The following is a 20754-nucleotide window of genomic DNA, read 5'->3' on the forward strand; positions in this document are numbered from 1 at the left end:
GGGGGTCCTCGCGCGGCGAAGCTACGGGTAGAGCCGCTACGGGTAGAGCCGGACCGTCAGGCGGTATGCCGATGCCGGAGGAACCTCCCATGGACGCCGAATCCGGCTCTGCCGATGTCCCGAGGACACAGGATGTCTCGAGCACGCACGATCCCTTGAGTACGCACGATGCCGTGAACACGCAAAGTGCCCCCGGGCAACGAGACGCCTCCGGCACACAGCTCGACGAGCTAATAGAACGCCTCACCGATACCGGGGAGGCGGTGCTCGCCGCACAGGCCAGGCTGCGCGAACTGATTGTCGCCAACTCGAACGTCTCGAAACAGCTCAATCCCGACAATCTGTTGAGGGCCATTGCCGTGGAGGCGCGGAGGTTGGTGCGGGCAAAACATGCGGGACTCGGTGTCGTGGATGAATCGGGCCGGTTCTTTCGGTTCGTGAACGCCCACCCCGACTCCACCGAGATCGCCAGCACCGCAGAGGATGGTTGCGGGAGTGCAGCCCTTGGTCTCCTCGCCGACATCGACTTTCCCCTGCGGCTGGCCGACGTTCCCGAGTTTCTCGCGGCCGGATCATCCGCTTCGGGTCATCACCTTGAGAGCTTTCTCGGCCTCCCCATCCGGGTTCATGGCCACCTCTACGGCAGCCTGTATGTGGTGAACAGCATCGCCGGTGAATTCAGTGAGGAAGACGAGCAACTCCTCACCAACTTCGCCGCCAGCGCAGCGCTCGCCGTAGAAAACTCGCAGCTCTACCTCGAGTCGGAACGCCAGCGTATGTGGCTCAGCGCCTCCGCCGAAGTCACCGAGCACCTTTTCGCGCGCGACGGCTCGAGCCCTCTCGATCTCGTGCTCCACCACGCGGTCTCTGGGGCGAACGCCGACAGCGCGACGCTGGCCCTGCGCAATCCCGACGGGTCCTGGAGTGTCCATTCCGCAGCGGGCCAATGGGAGGCGAAGCTCGTCGGCCTCGCTCTCAACTCGTCCGACACCTTCATTGGGCGTGTTCTCGAGGGGGGAAAGCCGGCGCGAACGGATGATTACGGCCGCGACTATAGCGAAATCGTCGCTGCTCATGGCATTCCGCCACGTTACGGCCCGATCATGGGCGTGCCGCTGCGCACCCGCTCGGGCACCATTCTCGGAGCCCTCAGCGTGAGTCGGGGTCCGGGCAGTGACCCGTTCACCGCCGCCGACCTCGAGCATCTCGGCCGATACAGTGCCCACGTCGGCGTTGCGATGGAACTCGACCGTGCGCGCGACGCGGGCGAGGCGCGCCGCCAGGTGCGGGATCACGAGCGCATCGCCGCGGATTTGCACGACCATGTGATCCAGGAGCTGTTCGCGGCGAGCCTCGGGCTGAGCAACGTGGCCTCCACGATGGAGCCGGCGGAGCGTGTGCGGGTGCAGGTGTTCGCCGAGGCCGTCGACTCGGCCAGCACCCGCGTGCGCGACAGCATTTTTCACCTCAAAGCGCCCAAGCGCACGGCGGAGGGCCTGCGCCGAGCCCTGATGTTGGTTGCCGACGAAGAGTCACACGCGCTTGGTTTTACGCCGAGGGTCGCCTTCGCGGGCCAGCTCGACCGCGAAGTGAGCGGACAGTTGGCGGACGACGTTGTCGCCGTCGTGCGCGAGAGTCTCTCCAACGTGGCCAGGCACGCGCAGGCGACCGCGGCGAGCGTGCAGGTGGGCATCCTGGGCGACGAACTCGTCATCGACGTCAGCGATGATGGCCGCGGATTCGACAACGTTGAGCAGCTCGACAGCGATCCCGCCAGCAGTGGGCTCATCAATATTCGCCGGCGCGCAGAAACGCATGCTGGAACGATGCACATCAGGTCGGTGCTCGACGAGGGTACCCAACTCCATTGGACGGCCCGCATCGTTGCCGTCACCTAGGCGCCGGTAGAATCAGCCGGAGTTCGGTGGCGGATGTCGTGTGCCGAGACCATCTCCGGGGGACATCACTCTCCGGATGGCGCGAGAGGGGGACGCGTGTCTTCGTCCACCACGCCATCCGCAGGCCAGGCGGAAGGCGACGCCGCAGAGCGCGCGGCCGGACGGGAACGGGTCTACGAAGCCGCACGACGCATTAATCGCAATCCGTCGGTGCGCGCTGCGGCGCGTGGCGGACTGGCCGTTAACGGGATCGTGCACATGGTCACCGGTGCGCTTGCCGTCGGAATTGCCCTCGGCCTGGGCGGCAACGCCAACCAGGTCGGCGCGCTCGAGGCGATCGCGGCGACCCCGGGTGGACTGATCCTGCTCTGGTTCGCGGTTGTGGCGCTGTGGGGACTGGCGCTGTGGCAGCTCACCGATGCGGCGTGGATCACCGAACCCTTGCGTCGCACGCGGGTCGCCCGTCGGGTGCGCGACGGGGCGAAGGCGCTCGGTTTCACCGCGATCGGAGCCGCCATTCTGATCTTCGATGCGGGCGGCCGTGCAGACAGCGAGGAGGCATCCCGCGCGCTCAGTGAAAACCTGATCGCAACACCCGGGGGAGCCTTGCTCGTCGTCGCCGTGGGGATCACCATCGCGTCGATTGGTGGCACGTCGATCTACCGCGGGGTTTCGCGCACGTTCCGCGAGGAGTACACGGAACTGCGCGGCGCGCTGGGCGTGCTGGTCGAGGTGCTCGGCGTTTTTGGATACGTCGCGAAGGGCTTTGCGCTCATGGTCGTGGGTGCGCTCGCGATATTCGCGACGATCTACACCGACCCCGACCAGGTGGGAGGGCTCGACGGTGCGCTCAAGTACCTGGCGTCGCTTCCGTCGGGAACCGTGCTCTTGTTCGGCGTGGCCACCGGTTTCGTTTCGTACGGGTTGTACCTGCTCGCCCGGGCGGTGTACCTGCGCAAGGAACTCTGACCGGTCACCTATGGTTGCCGGTCACCTTTGGCTGCCGGTCACCCGACGGTCACCACACGGTCTCTTCGCGGTCATCGTCGAGCGGCGCAATGTCGTCGTCGCGATCCTCAAATCGCTCGTCCGGGTCCAGAGTTGGTGGGGGCGCAGCCGGTTCACCTTCGTCGCCGAAGTCAACGACCCGGTCGTCGTCTATGTTCGGTTCATACTCTCGCGCCATGACCGTTCCCTCCGTCACCGTCGGCTGCTCGCCGCATGTGTCCACCACGCTACGACCGGGCTAGGGCAAGTTCAATGGTTTGCACGCGACAGTGCCCGCGCGGCCGGAGGGCTGCGCGGGCACTGTCGTTTACCGAGGTGATCTTCGGGGAGTTAGTCTCCGAGGATCGAGCCGAGGTCGACGCTGTCGGTGACGTCGTTCACGATGCCGTCAATGTCGGCGATGTCCGAGATCTCCGAACCGAGGTCGGTGCCAACCTCGGGAGCGACATCAGAGCCAAGGTCCGTGCCGAGGTCCGCGGGGGCATCCACAACGTCAGAAACGTCGGTCGGGGCATCCGCCACATCGGTCACAACGTCGCTGACGTCGGCCGAGTTGCCATCGGCGGTGTTGCCATTCGCGCTGCCATTGCCCACGGCGGTGTCGTTACCCGAGCCGAGTGCGCTCTCGTTTCCCGAGGCGACGGGGGCGGTGACGGGCGCTGTGACCTCGTTGCCGGACGCGATCGGGTTGCCCGAGGCGACGTCGCCGACGGCAACGTCGCCGGTGTTCAGGTCGCCCGTGCCGATGTCGCCGATGCTCGGCGCAAGCACGAGCGGCGCGTTGGTGGTGAGGTCGCCGGCGCTGAAGGCGATGGTGCGCAGCGCCTGCAGGTCGAGGTCGTTCAGCTGCGAGACGCTGGAGTTGCTCGACTCGGTCGACGTGTCGCTGTCCGCCATGGCGGGAGCGGCGAATCCGCCGACGAGCAGTGCGCTGGCGGCGACGGTGGTGATTCCAAAAGCGGTCATCTTCGTGATGTTGTTCATAAGACTGAACTCCTTCATTCGGTTGAGCGGCCCGTGTTATCGGGCTGCAAGGAGTGGTCCGGAGTGTGTTGCCATTCGGTTTGGGTGGATGTCGTCAACGCGGGTCACCGGCGCGAGAACCTGTGAATGTCGTGCCGCTGCGATGCCTGCGGGCACGCGAAACTGGCCCCCGCGGCATCCGATTCCTGAGAAAAGTCGATTTGATCCCCGCGGGCGGCGGTGGTAGCGACGTCCGCTACGCGTCGGCTTCGGGGCGACGAGCGGCGTACTTGACGACGTCGTAGGCGGCGAGGGCCTCTTTGCGGGATGCCGCCAGGTCGACGATCGGCTGCGGATACAGCTCATCGCTGGGGATCCAGCGCGAAATGTAGGTGCGGCGCGGATCGAACTTTTTCTCCTGAAGAACCGGGTTGAAAACGCGAAAATAGGGCGCCGCGTCGGCGCCGCTCCCGGCTACCCACTGCCAGTTTGCCGGGTTGCTCGCCTCATCGGCGTCGACCAGGGTGTCCCAGAACCACTGCTCGCCGACCCGCCAGTCGATTAGCAGGTTCTTGATCAGGAAGCTCGCCGTGACCATCCGCACCCGGTTGTGCATGTACCCGGTCTGCCAGAGCTCGCGCATGCCCGCGTCGACGAGGGGGATGCCGGTGTTGCCGCTCTTCCACGCGGCGAGCTCCGTGCGGTGCGGCTCCTCATCGGGGTTCTCCCACGGGAAGGCGTCGAAGTCGGGCCGGTAGTTCGCTGTCGCCAGCGCCGGAAAGTTGTACAGGATGTTCCAGTTGAATTCGCGCCAGCCGACCTCGCTGAGAAACTTGGCGGCGTTGCTGCGCGCACCCGGGTCGAGGTCGCCGCGCACGCGGTGCCACACCTGAAACGGGCTGATCTCGCCGAAGCTCAGGTGCGGGCTCAGGTGCGACGTCGCCTCGTGGCCCGGCTCGTCCCGCCGGTGGTAGTCGGTGAGTACCTCGGCCGCGAAGGTGTCGAGCGTCTCGGCAGCGGAGGCCTCCCCGGGGATCCAGCGCTCGCGCAGGCCGCCCGCCCAGTCTGGTGCGGTCGGCAGCAGCGCCCACGAATCCAGCGTGTCGCTCGCAAACGAGGGCCCTCCCGTTTCCGTCGCGGGCGAGATGATTGCGTCCGGAGCGGGCAACGGTTGCCGCGGCTCTCCGGTTTCCTGGCAGGCTTTCCAGAAGGGAGTGAACACCCGATAGGGATTTCCCTCTCCAGTGGTTACCGTCCAGGGCTCGAACATCAGGTTGGCCTGGAAGCTGGTGACCTCGAGGCCCTCCCCGCGCAGCGCCACCTTCAGCGCTGCATCGATGTCGCGCGCGCCGGAGTACCGGCGGTTCCAGTAGACGGCACTCGCTCCCGTCTCCTTCGCGAGGCGGGGTATCTCGGTGTCCGCTCGCCCCCGCCTCAGTACCAGCCGGCCGCCGAGTTCGGCAATGGACAACGCCAGCGCGGTGAGGCTGTGGTGCAACCACCAGCGACTGGCTGCTCCCAGCGGCCGCACGCCCTCGCTCTCGTCGTCGAGGAGATAAGCCACCACCACGGCGCCCCGGCGCGTCGCTTCCAGCAGTGCCGGGTTGTCGGCGACCCTCAGGTCATTCCGAAGCCAGACGAGCGTGGTGGGAGTGGACACAGTTACCTCATTCTGGATTGCGCGGTGCGGGACAGCGACGCTGGCACGTTAACGGCTCGTCGCGTCGACGCTCCGGCGCAGTTTGTCGCTCAGCTCACGGAGAAGATTGAGTTCTTCAATACTCAGCGCGCCGCCGACGTGACGTGCGATCGATGCCGAGTGGCTGACAGCCACCTTACGAAATAATTCGTGACCGACTTCGGTGAGGCACACAAATGTTCCGCGTCCGTCACCCGGATCGTTCTCTTTACGAACGAGACCGCGCACCGTGAGGCGGTCTACAAGGCGACTCACGCTCGGCTGGGTCAGAAGCAGCTCGCGGTTGAGATCGCGGATGCGCAGCCTCCAGCCCGGGTGCTTTGTGAGGTTGAACAGCACGTCGTACTCGTTGAACGAGAGGTCGCCGTGCGGAAATTCAAGGTTCAACTGGCGTAAGACAGTCACCTGCGCGCGAAACAGGGCCTCCCATGAGGTGATTGCCGCGGTCGACTCTTTAGCCACACTCCACTCTAGGCAGTGGGGGCCGGTGGCGACCAATCGGTCGCCTTAAACAGGATTGAGGGTCGGATTCAGAGGCTTGAATCCGACCCTCTCCCTTGCACCAAGAGTGTCCTGCAATCACATTCCGCAGAAGCTGCCACAGCAAACAACTTCTGCCCTTGAAATATATAACGGGAAGGTAACGAAGCGCCAGTTATCGAAACGTTATTTTCCTGAAAGTTTGCCCGGCGTGCTTTTGAGACGGGTGAAGCAGGGGCTCCCGGCCACGCGGATCGGTCACTCCGCGCCGAGTTGCCGCTCGATCGGTACCGTTCGATCTGTTGCGACGTCGCCGGTGTGCGCGGTGGTGACCGTCTCGATCAGCACAATCCCGACCTCCTCGTCGGCGATGGGGTTGTGTCGAACGCCCTTCGGCACGATGTAGAACTCGCCCGCCGCCAGCGTGACCTCGCGACCGCCCTCGAGCTCGATGCGGAGGTGTCCGTAGATGACGAGGAACATCTCGTCTTCAGCGTCGTGCGCGTGCCAGACCAGCTCGCCCAGAAGCTTCGCCACCTTGACGTATTGGTCGTTGACCCTGCCGACGACGCGCGGAGTCCAATGCTCGGAGACCTGGTCGAGTTCGTGTCGGATGCGGGTCGGCTCAAGCAGGCTCATAGCTTCAGCCTAGGTGGCGGTGCACGTCCGTCCCGTCCGTCGGTGGACCAAGAACTCTACCGACGACGTGATGAATCAGTGCGGTTTCGTCTTGCCACGGGAATCCGGGGAGGGCTGGACGCAGGCTGGCTATTCCATGGAGGGCCGCGAAGAGAGCTTGCGCGTCACGCTCGATGAGGGATGAATCCGATTCTGTCTCACGGCTGGCGCGTTCGAGCGCCGTTACCAGCACACCGAACGCCTGGATGCCATCGGTATAGGCGTGGGGCGGGGAGGCGATGTTCCTGGTCGACCGTTCGAACAGAATCCGGTATCGCCCGGGAAATTCTCGGGCGTACCGGACGTAGGCAACGCTGATTGCCGCCACCTCACTCGTGCCGTCGGGGGCGGCATCGCCAGCGTCGCGACACGCTTGGGCGAGGTTTCGGAACGTGCGCGAGACCACTGCGTCCAGTATCGAGTCCCGGTCGGCGAAGTGTGGATAGATCGACGGCGCGGCGATTCCGGCTTCCCGGGCGATCGCGCGCAAAGTCACCGCGTCGCCGGGGCCGAACTCTGCGAGCAGGCGCTCGGCCGCCTCGATTATTTCTTCGCGAAGGTTTATGCCCAGCCCTCGCTTGTTGCTGACGCGTTTCGCCCGTGCCTCTTCGGTCATTCGCCCACTCTACCAAGCTCGGCCTAACACCTGTTAGCTGAAGTATGTATGCTGGACTTACATGTGTTAGCTGAACATGCCGCCGCAGAACGAGCCACCCACGCAGACAGGACCCCCATGAGAAAAACAATTGTCATCACCGGAGCCAGCGACGGAATCGGCGCGGCTGCTGCGCGCCGGCTCCACGCGAACGGACACGCAGTCGTTGTGGTGGGTCGCTCGGCAGAAAAGACTCGCCACGTTGCCACGGCAATCGACTCGCCCTACTTCGTCGCGGACTTCGCCAGCCTTGCGGCCGTGCGGGAGTTGGCGGCCGCGCTTCTGGATCGGTTCGACACAATCGATGTACTCGCCAACAACGCGGGTGGCGTTTTCGGTGACCGCCAGAAGACCGAGGACGGGTTCGAGAAGACCTTTCAGGTCAACCATCTCGCCCCGTTCCTGCTCACGGACCTCCTGCTCCCGACCCTGATCCGGAGCAAGGCGACCGTGATTCAGACCGCCAGCATCGCCGCCCGTCTCTACGGCAAGGTTGATGTTAGCGACCTAAACAACGACCGCCGATTCTCGGCGAACAAGGCTTATGGAGATTCGAAGCTGGAGAACATTCTCTTCACGACAGAGCTCCACCGCCGCTATCACCCCCAGGGAATCAATGCGGTCGCGTTTCACCCCGGCCTCGTCGAGTCGAGTTTCGCCTCAACAACAACGAGCTTGAGCATGAAGATGCTCTACGCGAACCCGTTCACAAAACGGATGCTGGTGACGTCGGAACAGGGGGCGGATCAGCTGGTTTGGCTCTCGGAAACTATGCCCGGGTCTGCCTGGCAGTCGGGGAGCTATCTCGAGAAGCGCTCGATTGCCACTCGTGTCAATCCGCAGGTGCGGGACGAACAACTTGGCCGGGACCTGTGGGCGGTGAGCGAGAAGATCACACGTTGATTTTCGCCCTCTCGGCGGATAGTTTTGGCCGGATAGGGGAGCAGTCCTTGGAGGTCTCGTGTGAACGTAACCCTCACGACCTGGTTGATCACGATCGCCGTGACCATCGCATTCTTCGTGTACGAGTTCTTCGCGCACGTCCGCACGCCACATGCGCCCTCCATCGGTGAATCCGCCCGGTGGTCCGTCTTCTACATCAGCCTCGCGCTTCTCTTCGGCGTGGGCATCGGGTTCGCCAGTGGGTGGCGCTACGGCGGAGAATACTTCGCCGGTTACCTGACGGAGAAGGCACTGTCGATCGACAACCTCTTCGTCTTCCTGATCATCATGACCGGGTTCGCCGTGCCCAAGGCCTACCAACAAAAAGTGCTGATGATCGGCATCATCATCGCGCTCATCCTGCGCGGAATCTTCATTGCCGTGGGTGCGACGCTCATCGAGAATGTGTCGTGGATCTTCTATATCTTCGGCGCCCTGCTGCTGATGCTCGCCTGGCGTCAGGCATTCAGCACCCACGAGAGCGACCCGGCGCACGGGCGCGTCGTCGGTCTGGCGCGCAAAATCCTTCCGATCACGGACGACTACCACCGCGATCGCATCATGGTTAAGGTCAACGGCAAGCGTTTTTTCACCCCGATGCTGTTGACCATCCTGACGATCGGCGTCGTCGACCTGGTGTTCGCCGTCGACTCGATCCCGGCGATCTACGGCCTGACCGAAGAGGCGTACATCGTCTTCACGGCGAACGCCTTCGCACTGATGGGACTGCGTCAGCTGTATTTCCTCATCGGCGACCTGCTTGAGCGTCTCGTCTATCTCGCCCAGGGGCTCGCCGTCATTCTCGCGTTCATCGGGGTCAAGCTCATCCTGCACGCACTCCACGTCAACGAACTGCCGTTCGTGAACGGCGGGGAACACGTGGAATGGGCGCCTGAGATCCCGATCTGGTTCTCGCTCCTCTTCATCGCCGCCACTGTCGCGGTGGCGACCATCGCGAGCCTGCGTAAGACGCGCGGTCTTGAGAATAAATCCGTGTAGTTCTCCGGTAGTTCACCCGGCGGCCGTAGTGGCTGCGCGGTCGGCACGCCAGACTGGGCGCAAGCGGTTCACGGCCGGCAACACGTGCGGTCTGTTCCATTCACGATCGGCACGGGGCGGGGAGCAGATGCGTATTCTGGGGATGTCGTGCATGGTGGTCACGGCAATCACATTCCTTCTGGGAATGGTCGTCTTCTTCGTCGGCTACGACATCGGGATTCTGATACTGATCTTCGCGTTCGGGGTGATGACGTTCGGTACCGGTGCGTTGGCCGCCGACCGCCGGCTGTAACACGCCACAGTTCCGACCGGTTGCGAGTTCACGACCGCGTCATGAATCGGCTACCTGAGTGAGCGGTGAGCGTTTGCTAGCATGTGCTCATTGCCGCCGATTCAGTGCTTCTGGGCCGTACCGTCGAGTTGAGAACGCTCGGCCACCTTGTCGCGTCCGCGCGAAACGGACTCAGCAGTGTTCTCGTGGTAAACGGCGAGCCGGGCGTCGGTAAGACCGCACTCTTCGATGCCTTCGCGAGCGGACTTGTCGGTGCCAAGCTCGTGCGCCTGGCGGGCGTGGAGTCGGAAGCCTCGCTCTCCTACGCGGCCGTGCATCGGCTGGTTCTCCCCGTGCAATCCGCGATCGCCGACATTCCACCGGGCCAGCAAGAGGCCCTGAACATCGCGCTCGGGCGTGCTTCGGGTTCACCTCCCGACCGGTTCCTGGTCGGGCTCGCGGTGATGTCCCTGCTTGCGGCCACGGCGGGTGATACGCCCCTCGTCGTGATTGTCGATGACATCCAGTGGCTTGACCCGGAGTCCTTGTCCGCGCTCGCGTTTGTAGCCAGGCGCCTGCAAGCCGAGGCCATCGTGTTCCTGTTCGGCCTGCGCGACAACAGCGTCGACGAGAGCGAGCTCGCCGGTCTGCCCCGACTGGCCGTGTCGGGCCTTGGCGACAACGACGCGCTTTCTCTGCTGCACCGGGCAGTGACGACACGGGTCGAGCCCCGTGTCGCGCGCCGCATTGTCGCGGCGACCAAGGGAAATCCGCTGGCACTGCTGGATCTGGGGGCAGAACTGACCGAGGGGCAACTCGTTCTCGGCCCACTCGGCGTCGAGCCCGGCCCGATCGGAACGCACCTCGAGGCACACTACCTGCGCCAGACGCGCGAGCTGCCTGCCGATACGCAGCTGTGGCTGCTCGTTGCGGCCACGGAAACGCGGGGACATATGGAGACGGTGGATGCCGCGGCGGCGGCACTGGGCCTGCATCACAGCGCGGGGGATGCGGCGGAGCTCCATCGGCTTGTTGTGCTGTCATCAAGAATTGACTTCCGCCACCCGCTGGTGCGCTCGGCGGTCTACGGCGGCGCGGCGGACGCCGACCGTCGTCGGGTGCACCGTGCGCTCGCGACCGTGCTGGTGACGGCGCAGGACGAAGACCTCTGCGCCTGGCATTCCGGCGCGGGTACCCGAGGGCAGTCCGAGTCGGTGGCGGCACAGCTCGAGGCCGCGGCCAATCGGGCGGGGGAGCGCGGAGGGTTCACCTCTCGAACAACGCTCCTGGTGCGGGCGGCAGAGCTGTCGCCACCCGGCCGCGCGCGTGAGGCGCGGGTCATCGCCGCGGCCGAGTCCGCGGCGATGGCCGGAGCCGTCACCCTCGCAATGGCGCTGATTGAGCAACTGGTGCCGGAATTTCTCGACGATGTCACCCGAGGGCGCGCGCTTATGGTGCGGGCCTCGACTCGGGCGCTGAGCGGTGTGCGCGCGGCCGTCACCGAAGGACCCGCCTTGTATCTCGAAGCCGCCGCGGCGTTCGAGTCCGCGGGCAGCGATCTGGCGGCGTCCGCGGTGCTGCGCGCGGTGGAGGGATCCATGACCGCTCACTGGGCGATGCGCGACACAACGCTCGGCGAAATAGGGGAACGCGCGCTAGCGATAGCGGCGGAGGCGACGTCTCTCGAGGCAACGGTGCTGCGCGCCATCGGGCTGTACATCCGCGGACCGATCGAGCAGGCGGCGCCCGCGCTGCGCGAGGCTCTGCGCAGGATCCTCGACCCCGACCTCGCCGACACCGACCTGCTGCGGTTCGGATTTGTTGCGGTTGTGGTCACCAACGGGCTATGGGAAGAGAGGTCCTGGCAGCAAATCCTCCGGCGGGCGGTGGCCGTGGCGCGAGCGGCCGGCGCGCTGTCGCTGCTCGACTCGTTCGCCTACATGCTGTCGCTCAGCCACACCCAGCTGGGCGAGCTCGGCCTCGCCGAGGAGGTGATGCAGGAAACGAATGAGGTGCGCACCGCGCTCGGTTTCACCACCGAACAGCTCGAGTTCTTGCAGCTGGCGGAGTTCCTCGCCTGGCGCGACGGCTCGAGGCAGACAATCGAGCAGATCGAGCGATCCGCCGCCGCCGCCGCCCAGCTCGGGTTTGGGGGTTCGCAGACTCTGGCCGACTTCGCGCTCGCCATGATCGCGCTCGCCGACGGATCTTACGACCGCGCCTACGCTCTGCTCGAGCCGATCCGAGCCGAGAACTTCATCCAGGTGAGCGACCGCACACTCCCGCACATCGTCGAGGCCGCGTGGCGTTCCGGGCGCACGGACGAAGCGCGTGCGGCCGAACGCCAGATGGCGCGTATCAGCGCCGCCACCGGATCGCTGCGGGCACGCGGTCTGTCCGCGCGGTCCGCGGCCATCGTGGCGTCCGATTCGCAGGCGGAGGGCCTGTACCTCGATTCGATCGCCCTCCTCGGCGGACTCGACGCGGCGCGTTCGCGGCTACTCTACGGCGAGTGGCTGCGGCGGATGCGCCGGCGGCGGGAGTCCCGCTCCCACCTGCGCCAGGCACTCGACGCGTACGAGCAGATCGGTGCCGCACCTTTTGCCGACCGGGCCAGGCGCGAGCTCGCGGCAACAGGCCAGCTCATTACTGCCCGGACGAGGGCCGCTTCCGACCTGACACCCCAGGAGGCCGCAATAGCCCGTCTCGCGGCATCCGGTTCAACAAATTCCGAGGTCGGCGCCGCCCTGTTTATCAGCCCGAATACGGTCGATTACCACCTGCGTAAGGTGTTCAGAAAGCTGGGAATCACCTCGCGCCGCCAGCTTGCCGCCGCGCTCGATGCGGGCAGCACGGAGTCGTAGCGCGCTCATGACTACGCGCACCACGTGATTCGGCCGCCATAGCCTGCCGGTCACACTCGGATCGAGAGATCGAGAGATCGAGACACCGAGATGAAAGGGCGGCGGTATGAGCTTCATCACAACGGAAGACGGCACCCAGATCTTCTACAAGGACTGGGGAACCGGCACACCCGTGCTTCTCAGTCACGGTTGGCCCCTCAACTCCGATGCCTGGGAGGCGCAGGCGCTCTTCCTCGCCGAGCACGGGCACCGCGTGATCGCGCACGACCGGCGAGGCCACGGTCGTTCGACCCAGAGCTGGGACGGCAACGACATGGACACGTACGCCGACGACCTGGCCACCCTCATCGAGACCCTGGACCTGACGAACCTCACCCTGGTCGGCCACTCCACCGGCGGTGGCGAGATCGTGCGGTACATCGGCCGGCACGGCACCGCTCGCGTCGCGAAACTCGTACTCGTGTCAGCGGTTCCGCCATTTATGCTCCGCACCAACGACAACCCCGAGGGGCTGCCGATCGAGGTGTTCGACGGCATCCGTGCGGGGGAGGCATCCGCGCGGGCGCAGCTCTACCGCGATCTGGCCGACGGCCCATTTTTCGGCAACGACGGCGCCGGAACCGTGCCGCAGGGCATCCGCGACGCATTCTGGCTGCAGAGCATGGCGGCTGGCCACCGGGGCGCGTTCGAATGCATCGCGGCGTTCTCCGCGACCGATTTCCGGCCTGATCTTGCCGAGGTGGATGTCCCGACACTCGTGATTCACGGCGACCACGACCAGATCGTGCCCTTCGACGTCGGAGGAAAACGGTCGGCCCAGCTGGTCAGCGGAGCCCAACTGAAGGTGTACGAGGGTGCACCCCACGGCATTACTGACACCCACAAAGACCAACTCGCGAACGATTTGCTCGCGTTCATCGACTCCTGAGCCCCCGGCATCCCCCTACCGAAAGGAAAAAAGCCATGTCACAGAATCCCGTCACGCCCGACACGATAGTGCTCATCCACGGACTCTGGATGACTCGCAGAAGCTGGGAGCTCTGGGTGCCGTACTACGAGGCGCAGGGCTACAAGGTCATCACGCCGACGTATCCGGGCTTTGAGATCGAGGTGGAGGCTCTTCGCGAGAGCCCTGACCTCATCGCGCACCTCACGGTGCCCGAGACGGTCGACTACATTGCCGCGGCCATCGAGAAGCTCGACCGCCCGCCCATCATCATGGGGCACTCCTTCGGCGGCACCCTCACGCAGCTGCTCGCGGCCCGGGGGCTCGGCGCCGCCGCGGTGGCGATCAACTCCGCGCCCACCGAGGGTGTCTACGTGACGCCGCCCTCGCAGATCAAGTCGTTCATTCCCATCATCGCGAACCCGGCCAAACACCACGGGGCCGCCGGGTATACGGCCGACGAGTTCCACTACACCTTCACGAATACCCTCACGAAGGAAGAGTCAGACAAGGTGTACAACCGCTACCACATTCCCGCGCCCGGCAACTGGGTCTGGGCGTACGGGGTGCTGGCAAACTACACGCCGGGCAAGCAGGAGACATGGGTCGACTACTCGCTCGACGAACGAGCCCCATTGCTGTTCATCGCCGGTGGTGCCGACCACATCATGCCGCCCGCGGTCAACAAGGCGAATGCGAAGCACTACAAGAAGTCCGCAGCCCTGACCGAGTACCACGAGTTTGCGGGTCGGTCGCACTGGACCTGCGGCGAACCCGGCTGGGAGGCCGTGGCCGACTATGCGCTTGAGTGGGCGCTGAAGCACGCCAGCACCGCACACATCGCCGCGCGCGAAACCGCGTGAGTGCGGCCGCGCGAAACCGCGTGAACTCGGCCGCGCGCAAAACCGCGTGAGCTCCGCCGTTCGGCTGTGGACACACGGCCGAACGGCGGAGCTGGAGCGCTGGATTTCCGCGTTAGCGGCGGGCGGCGGTGCGGCTACCGAAACGCAGCCAGAGCAGCAGAACGATGATTGCGCCGATGATCGATCCGATGATGCCGGCGGGCTGGAAGAAGCCGTCGGTGGCGTCGGCGTTGAACAGCAGGAAGCCGAGGAACCCGCCCACGAACGAGCCCACGATGCCGATCAGCAGGGTCATTCCGAGTGAGATGTTCTGGCGTCCGGGTACCACGAGCCGGGCGATTGCTCCGGCGATGAGGCCGACAACGATGATGCTGATGATGAGACCGATCATGGTCCGCTCCTTTGACTGATGCACGTCTATGACATGCGGTGCACGGCCCGGAATTGGGCCGTAAGTCGACTCAACCACCCGTAGGGGTGTGCCACTACACCCCTACGGGTGAAATACTCGGGGTATGACCGAACCCGATGAACGCCCCGCGCTGACGGTCGCGCTGGTGGACGACTACGACGTCGTGCTCATCGGCCTTGCGCACATGTTCGATCAATACCGCGACAGGGTCGTCGTCGCCGAGATCGACGCGAACTCCTCGCTCAGCGACACCATCGACATCGTGATGTACGACTCGTTCGCCCAGCCAGAGTCTGACCACGAACAGATCGCCGAGCTGGTCGCCTCCCCACGCGCGGCCAAAGTCGTGGTCTACACCTGGAACTTCCAACCCGCCCTGGTCGAGCACGCGCTCGAGCAGGGCGTGCGCGGCTACCTGTCGAAGACTCTCCCGGCGCGCGACCTCGTCGCGGCGCTGGAGGCGGTTCACAACGGTGAACTCGTGGTGAGCGAGCCGCCGCGCCGCACCAGCAGCGCGATGGGACTCGACTGGCCCGGCCGCAAGGAGGGCATCACCGACCGGGAATCCGAGATTCTCGCCCTCATCACGCAGGGCAAGAACAACGCCGAGGTGGCGACGCTCACCTACCTGAGCCCCAACACGGTCAAGTCCTACATCCGCAGCATCTACCGCAAGATCGATGCGTCGAGTCGCACGCAAGCGGTGCTCTGGGGAGTGGGGCACGGCTTCACGCCCGACCACCACCGCATCGACCACTGGCGCGGCGGCCCGTAAGGTCCCCGGAGCGTTTACCGGGTGCGTCTAGCGGGCATCCGGCTCGAGAGCCAGGACGACCCAGCCGTGCGGGGGAGTGTCGAGCGTTGTTCCAGCGGGATGCCGCGTGGCCGACGCTTCACCCGCGACGATGTCACCGTGCTCTGGCAGCTGCAGCGTGCCCGCGGCATCCCCCAGATTCAGACTCACCACCAGGCGCTCATGCCCGTCGGTGAGCTCGTAGACATAGTTTTCGTTCGTGAGTTGCAGCGTTCGCGCGGCGGCGGTGTGTAGCCAGGGGTGGCGGCGGCGCAGGCCGATGAGTTCCTGGTGCACGTGGAAGATCGCCCAGCCCTCTGGCGCGAGATCGCCCCTGCCGCCCGCAGGAAACTCCGGGCGGACCGCGTCGTCCCCGCCGGCGCGTTGCTCTTTGACGCCGACAAACGCCTGCTCGTCGCCGTAGTAGATGCTCGGCGTGCCCCCGACGGTGAACAGGACGACGAGCGCGTGCGGGAGGTGGCGCGCGTCGCCGATCGCCGAGGCGATGCGCGTGACGTCGTGATTGCCGACAAAGGTCAGCGGGGTGAAGCTCTGCAGGAACTCCGAGTGGCGGTCCAGCGCCCAGGCCAGTTCGAAGAAGTTCGCCTCGCTGACCGCGCTCCAGATCGCCTTCCAGAGTTCGTACTGGGTGACGGAGTCGACGCCGGATTCGGCAACGAAGGCCGCGTAGTCGCCGTGCAGCACCTCGCCGACGATGTAGGCGCCCGGGTGCGCCGCGCGAACCCGGGGGAGCACGGTCGCCCAGAACTCGGGTGCCACCGCGTACGCCGCGTCGAGGCGCCAGCCGTCGGCTCCGAGGCCGAGCCAGTGGGTCATCACGTCAACGACGAAGTCGACGACGGCCGGCTCGAAGTGATTCAGCTCGACGAGGGCAGAGTGGCCCTCGAACGACGCGAAGCCGCCGTTATGGGCGTCGACGTCGGAATCAGTGCGGGTGAACCAGTTGCTGGCGGCCGTGGCATCCGCCCCCTCAAGCACGGCCTGGAACCGGGGAAAGCCGCGCCCCACGTGATTGAACACGCCGTCGAGGAGAACCCGCAGTCCGCGTGAGTGCGCCTCAGCGATGAGGCGGCGAAAGTCGGCGGTGTCGCCGAGGCGGGAGTCGATCGCGAAGTAGTCGGTGGTGTCGTAGCCGTGGGTTTCGGACTGGAAGATCGGCCCGAGTGCGATTCCCGAGGCACCCAGCTCGATCGCGTAGTCGAGCCAGTCGGTGATGCGGTCAAGCCGATGCTCGCTGACGTGCTGCGCGCCGTTCGGGCCAGCATCCTGCTCGCCAGCAGCCTGGCTCTGCGGCGCGCCGACGAAGCCGAGGGGGTAGATCTGCCACCATACGGCGTGGGTGACCCAGTCCGGTTCGGTGCGTTCCGCAACGGGCGAGTTCAGCTCAGCGTCAGTCATGGGGGCCTCTCGTCGTCGGCGTATTTCGTCGGGGGGGTATCCGACGGGGTGTGTCCGACGTGAAGAAAAGTCTTGCAGACCGAGATGAGAGGCGGGGTCAGGAGAGTGTGATCCGGGCTCCGGGCTCCGGGCGGCGTGCGCGGAGCTGCGGGTCAGATGAAGTCGGGCGACGGGGTGCTGGCCTGGCGGATGGAGACGTCGGCGTGACGGTCGAAGCGGTAGCCGACCCCGCGTACGGTGCGCACGATGTCCTCATAAGCGCCGAGCTTGGAGCGCAGGCGCCGAACGTGCACGTCGATCGTGCGCTCGTTGGGGATCTCGTCGTCGCCGGCGGCCCAGAGCGACGCGATCAGCTCGGAGCGGTCGATGGTGCGACCCTCCCGCAGCACCAGGTACTGAAGCAGTTCGAACTCCTTGTAGGTGAGCGCGGCCGGCTCGCCGTCGAGCACAACGCGCTTGCGGGAGATGTCCACAACCACGCCCTCCTTGACGGTTGCGGGGGCCTCGTCCGCCTGGCGGTGCTTGGCGAGGGCGGCGGGGTCCTGCAGCGCGAGGCGCACGACGTCGACGTCTCGTCCACCGGCGCCGCGGGGTGCCAGGGCGACGGCGGCGTAGGTCTCAGACGACGGCACCAGCTGAGCGGCGAGGCTCTTCAGCTGCTCGACGATGTGGCCGAGGTCGGTTCCGGCATTCGCCGCCTTCAGCTCGTCGATTCCCACGTAGAGCACAAAGCCGCGGGCCTCGGTGCCGGTGGGAACCGCGCGAAGGCGGGGTGCCTCGGTGGGTGCGGCCGGGCGGGGTGCCTGCACTACGCGGGGGGCAAAAGCGGCGGCGGTAGAAGTGGCGGTGGGACGGTCGAGGGTTGCGAGTGACATTGGAGAGTCCTTTGGGGTGCGAAGGGCCTCGGAATCGAGGGGGAGATCCTTCGGAGAGGGTGGTGCGATGTGTGTGGTGTGGGACCGGCGATCTGCGCGATCTAAGATCTGCGCGATCTGAGATCTGAGCGATCTGCGGGTCCGGGAGTCGCGGCGTTTTCAGTCCGACACTTCGCGAAGGAAGCGACGGAATCCAGCGGAAGCGGGGCTTCTAGCTAGGTGAAAAGCGGGGACTCGGCGAGAGTGGGGCGCTTAGGCACACATTCGGCAACACATGACGGTACGCGTCGGCATCATCATGCCGGCAGTCCCAGGGGCCTCGAGGGAGGTCAGGGGGTGCGCGTGAACGGTCATGCAGCAACTATCTTGCACACACGCTCGCCCTGTCAAGTCTCACGGGCAAACTGGTACGAACTGGGAACTGGGAACGGGAACTGGGAACTGGGAACGGGGAACTGTGAACGGGGAACGGATAACGGGCCGGGCGCGGCTGGCCGTGGCGCGGTGTGGCGCGGTGAGGCGCTGCTCACGCCTCGGTGATGGCGCCGCGCACGGCCGCCGATTGCGTGGATCAGACGAGCCCGTACAGGCGGTCTCCGGCGTCGCCGAGACCGGGCACGATGTAGCCGAGCTCATTGAGCTTCTCGTCGACCGCGCCGAGCACGATCGTCACGTCACGACCGGCCATGGCTTTTTCTACGGCCGCCAGACCCTCGGGGGCGGCGATCAAACAGACGGCCGTGACATCCACCGCACCGCGTGCAAGGAGGAAATCGATCGCGGCGATCAACGACCCACCCGTGGCGAGCATCGGATCGAGCACGAAGCACTGGCGGTTCGACAGATCATCGGGCAGGCGCTCGGCGTAGGTCGTGGGCTGCAGGGTTTCTTCGTCGCGCACCATACCGAGGAATCCGACCTCGGCCGTGGGAACGAGGTTAACCATTCCCTCGAGCATGCCGAGCCCGGCACGGAGGATCGGAACCACCAGCGGGCGCGGCGAGCTGATCGCGAGTCCTGTGGCGGTGGCGACGGGGGTCTCGACCTGCACGGTTTCGACCCGCACGTTGCGGGTGGCTTCGTAGGCGAGCAGCGTCATCAGCTCCTCCGCCAGCGCACGGAAGGTCGGCGACGGAGTGTTCTTGTCGCGGAGCACCGTGAGCTTGTGCGTGATGAGCGGGTGGTCGGCTACGTGTACTCGCATAGGCTCAATCTATCGGAGGGGACTGGTGACTCAATACGAAAAGTGGATGCGCGCGGCGATTGCCGACGCCCACCTCGCGCTGGCGACCGGCGATGTTCCCGTGGCCGCGCTCGTTCTCGCCGCCGACGGAACCGTCCTCGGCCGCGGCCACAACGAGCGCGAATTGCACCAGGACCCCACCGCGCATGCCGAGGTGGTCGCGATTCGGGCAGCCGCGCGCGCAACGGGCGACTGGCACCTCACCGGGACGACCCTCGTGGTCACCCTCGAGCCCTGCGTGATGTGCGCGGGGGCGATTCTGTCCGCGCGTATCCCGCGGGTGGTGTTCGGCGCGTGGGACGAGAAGGCTGGCGCCGTCGGCAGCGTCTACGACGTGCTGCGCGATCGTCGGCTCAATCACTCGGTCGAGGTCGTTGCCGGGGTTGAGGCGGATGCCTGCGCGGCGCTGCTGCTCGAGTTCTTCGAGGTCCGTCGGTAGCTGGGCGCGTCGTGGCCGCCAGCGGTCTCACCGAAGGCTGGCACAGGGGGAACGGCGGGCGGATCGCCGCTGACCGGACACCAGTCGATGGTCACCCCGCTGCGGCCGCGTCGAGCGGCCAGTCCCGGCGCGTTTCGGTCGCGATCGGGCTCAGAGCTGCCCGGTCGGCGAGGCGGGAAATCGGCTACTGTCCGGTCGGCGGAGGTCAGCGACGGTTGCTGTCCGGTGGGCACGTGCGAGGCTTCGCGAGCGCGTCGCAGCACTCGCAAGCGTGTGTTCGCCGGCACGCCGACACCCGCTGGCTGGCGCTTGCCAGCCCCGCGCGTCCCGGTAGCGCTAGTCGGCCGAGCGGATCACGATCGATTCGGTCGGCGTGCTTCCCTCGCCGGGCGTGACGTACACGTCGGGCTCGATGTAGATGATCCGCGCTACGGGGACTACCTCACGGATGGCCGCTTCGACCGAATTGATCGACACAGCGACATCCGTCAGTCTGGCCGTGCTGGCAAAGGCAACCTTCGCGCCGACCAGCAGTTCCTCAGGGCCGATGTAGAGAGTTTTGATGTGGATGAGCGCCTCGACGTCGGGGTGCGCGTTGATGGCATCGCGAATTGCGACGATGTCGGTGGTGCTCGCTCCCTCACCCACCAGCAGGCTCTTGGTTTCGATTCCGAGGACTATGGCGACCAGGATCAGCAGCACACCGATGCAGAGGGTGCCGATCGCGTCGAAGACGCCGTCTCCGGTCAGCACGGTGAGGCCGACTCCGAACAGCGCAAAGACCAGACCGATGAGGGCCGCGAAGTCCTCGAGCAGCACGACGGGAAGCTCGGGGGCCTTGGCGCGACGGATGAACTCGATCCAGGACTGCTTGCCCCGCACATGGTTCGATTCCTTCATCGCGGTGCGGAACGAGAACGATTCGGCGAGGATCGCGATGAAGAGTACGAGCACCGGCAGCCACCAGTTTTCGAGCGGGTGAGGCTCTGCGAGCTTCTCGATTCCTTCGTAGATGGAGAACACACCACCGACCGAGAACAGGATGATCGAGACCACAAACGCGTAGACGTAGCGCTCGCGACCGTAGCCGAAGGGATGCGCGGCGTCTGCGTGCTTCTTCGCCTTGCGACCGCCCAGCAGCAGGAGGCCCTGATTGCCTGTGTCGGCGAGCGAGTGCACGCTTTCGGCGAGCATCGAACTCGATCCGGAAAACACCCAGGCGATGAACTTCGTGATCGCGATGGCGAGGTTTGCGAGAAGTGCCGCAATGATCGCCCGGTTACCGCCTGCTGTGCTCATGCGTCAAT

General features: G+C 65.6%; 21 protein-coding genes. 10 read left to right on the forward strand and 11 right to left on the reverse strand.

The annotated features are described in order from the left end of the window. Positions 1–89 precede the first annotated feature (89 nt). On the forward strand, positions 90–1898 hold the full coding sequence (locus tag B0I08_RS14455) for a sensor histidine kinase (RefSeq protein WP_181243430.1): 1809 nt from the start codon (positions 90–92) through the stop codon (positions 1896–1898). A 96-nt stretch (positions 1899–1994) separates the two neighbouring features. Further along, positions 1995–2867 carry a DUF1206 domain-containing protein gene (locus tag B0I08_RS14460; protein WP_181243431.1) on the forward strand — a complete coding sequence of 291 codons (873 nt, stop codon included), beginning with the start codon at positions 1995–1997 and terminating at the stop codon, positions 2865–2867. A 49-nt stretch (positions 2868–2916) separates the two neighbouring features. On the opposite strand, the gene B0I08_RS17635 is transcribed toward B0I08_RS14460, so the two are convergent. From B0I08_RS17635 to B0I08_RS14485, 6 genes are all read right to left on the reverse strand, one after another. Continuing rightward, positions 2917–3132, reverse strand: coding sequence for a hypothetical protein (locus B0I08_RS17635; RefSeq protein WP_146134436.1), 216 nt, complete (start codon positions 3130–3132; stop codon positions 2917–2919). A 104-nt stretch (positions 3133–3236) separates the two neighbouring features. Then, positions 3237–3890 carry a hypothetical protein gene (locus B0I08_RS14465; RefSeq protein ID WP_106214085.1) on the reverse strand — a complete coding sequence of 218 codons (654 nt, stop codon included), beginning with the start codon at positions 3888–3890 and terminating at the stop codon, positions 3237–3239. A 235-nt stretch (positions 3891–4125) separates the two neighbouring features. Then, positions 4126–5529, reverse strand: coding sequence for a cryptochrome/photolyase family protein (locus B0I08_RS14470; RefSeq protein WP_106214087.1), 1404 nt, complete (start codon positions 5527–5529; stop codon positions 4126–4128). Between the two features lie 48 nt (positions 5530–5577). Next, positions 5578–6030: a MarR family winged helix-turn-helix transcriptional regulator gene (locus B0I08_RS14475; protein ID WP_106214089.1), complete on the reverse strand. Its 453-nt coding sequence runs from the start codon at positions 6028–6030 to the stop codon at positions 5578–5580. Positions 6031–6306: 276 nt separating this feature from the next. Next, entirely contained in the window at positions 6307–6687 is a 381-nt protein-coding gene (locus B0I08_RS14480) for a cupin domain-containing protein (RefSeq protein WP_106214091.1), read from the reverse strand. A gap of 4 nt (positions 6688–6691) precedes the next feature. Continuing rightward, positions 6692–7342, reverse strand: coding sequence for a TetR/AcrR family transcriptional regulator (locus B0I08_RS14485; RefSeq protein ID WP_106214093.1), 651 nt, complete (start codon positions 7340–7342; stop codon positions 6692–6694). A 117-nt stretch (positions 7343–7459) separates the two neighbouring features. Here B0I08_RS14485 and B0I08_RS14490 point away from each other — a divergent pair, with 117 nt between their 5' ends. From B0I08_RS14490 to B0I08_RS14510, 6 genes are all read left to right on the forward strand, one after another. Beyond that, on the forward strand, positions 7460–8284 hold the full coding sequence (locus B0I08_RS14490) for an SDR family NAD(P)-dependent oxidoreductase (RefSeq protein WP_106214095.1): 825 nt from the start codon (positions 7460–7462) through the stop codon (positions 8282–8284). A 60-nt stretch (positions 8285–8344) separates the two neighbouring features. Continuing rightward, positions 8345–9322, forward strand: coding sequence for a TerC/Alx family metal homeostasis membrane protein (locus B0I08_RS14495; RefSeq protein ID WP_106214097.1), 978 nt, complete (start codon positions 8345–8347; stop codon positions 9320–9322). Positions 9323–9473: 151 nt separating this feature from the next. Continuing rightward, positions 9474–9614, forward strand: a complete 141-nt coding sequence (locus B0I08_RS17840) for a hypothetical protein (protein ID WP_181243432.1) — start codon at positions 9474–9476, stop codon at positions 9612–9614. A gap of 104 nt (positions 9615–9718) precedes the next feature. Further along, positions 9719–12457: a helix-turn-helix transcriptional regulator gene (locus tag B0I08_RS14500; protein ID WP_245884838.1), complete on the forward strand. Its 2739-nt coding sequence runs from the start codon at positions 9719–9721 to the stop codon at positions 12455–12457. A 106-nt stretch (positions 12458–12563) separates the two neighbouring features. Next, a complete protein-coding gene (locus B0I08_RS14505; protein WP_106214101.1) occupies positions 12564–13385 on the forward strand; it encodes an alpha/beta fold hydrolase in 822 nt (273 codons plus the stop codon). Positions 13386–13420: 35 nt separating this feature from the next. After that, positions 13421–14266: an alpha/beta hydrolase gene (locus B0I08_RS14510; RefSeq protein ID WP_106214103.1), complete on the forward strand. Its 846-nt coding sequence runs from the start codon at positions 13421–13423 to the stop codon at positions 14264–14266. Between the two features lie 112 nt (positions 14267–14378). Here B0I08_RS14510 and B0I08_RS14515 read toward each other — a convergent pair whose 3' ends face one another. After that, positions 14379–14657: a GlsB/YeaQ/YmgE family stress response membrane protein gene (locus B0I08_RS14515; protein ID WP_106214105.1), complete on the reverse strand. Its 279-nt coding sequence runs from the start codon at positions 14655–14657 to the stop codon at positions 14379–14381. Positions 14658–14781: 124 nt separating this feature from the next. Here B0I08_RS14515 and B0I08_RS14520 point away from each other — a divergent pair, with 124 nt between their 5' ends. Continuing rightward, positions 14782–15453: a response regulator transcription factor gene (locus tag B0I08_RS14520; protein ID WP_106214107.1), complete on the forward strand. Its 672-nt coding sequence runs from the start codon at positions 14782–14784 to the stop codon at positions 15451–15453. A gap of 27 nt (positions 15454–15480) precedes the next feature. Here B0I08_RS14520 and B0I08_RS14525 read toward each other — a convergent pair whose 3' ends face one another. The 3 genes from B0I08_RS14525 to upp all read right to left on the reverse strand — a co-directional run bounded on the left by B0I08_RS14525 (position 15481) and on the right by upp (position 18969). Next, the gene (locus B0I08_RS14525) at positions 15481–16890 is read right to left on the reverse strand and encodes an alpha-amylase family protein (RefSeq protein ID WP_106214109.1); all 1410 of its coding nucleotides are present in this window, start codon (positions 16888–16890) and stop codon (positions 15481–15483) included. Positions 16891–17042: 152 nt separating this feature from the next. Next, the gene (locus tag B0I08_RS14530; RefSeq protein WP_106214111.1) at positions 17043–17765 is read right to left on the reverse strand and encodes a winged helix-turn-helix domain-containing protein; all 723 of its coding nucleotides are present in this window, start codon (positions 17763–17765) and stop codon (positions 17043–17045) included. Positions 17766–18336: 571 nt separating this feature from the next. Continuing rightward, the gene (gene upp, locus B0I08_RS14535) at positions 18337–18969 is read right to left on the reverse strand and encodes a uracil phosphoribosyltransferase (protein ID WP_106214113.1); all 633 of its coding nucleotides are present in this window, start codon (positions 18967–18969) and stop codon (positions 18337–18339) included. A 25-nt stretch (positions 18970–18994) separates the two neighbouring features. On the opposite strand from upp, the gene tadA reads away from it, so the two are divergent. Further along, complete coding sequence (gene tadA, locus B0I08_RS14540) at positions 18995–19447, forward strand: tRNA adenosine(34) deaminase TadA (protein WP_281260224.1); 453 nt, start codon at positions 18995–18997, stop codon at positions 19445–19447. Between the two features lie 336 nt (positions 19448–19783). On the opposite strand, the gene B0I08_RS14545 is transcribed toward tadA, so the two are convergent. After that, entirely contained in the window at positions 19784–20746 is a 963-nt protein-coding gene (locus B0I08_RS14545; RefSeq protein ID WP_106214117.1) for a cation diffusion facilitator family transporter, read from the reverse strand. Positions 20747–20754: the final 8 nt, after the last annotated feature.

This window comes from Glaciihabitans tibetensis, assembly GCF_003003265.1.
Taxonomy (GTDB): Bacteria; Actinomycetota; Actinomycetes; order Actinomycetales; family Microbacteriaceae; genus Glaciihabitans; species Glaciihabitans tibetensis.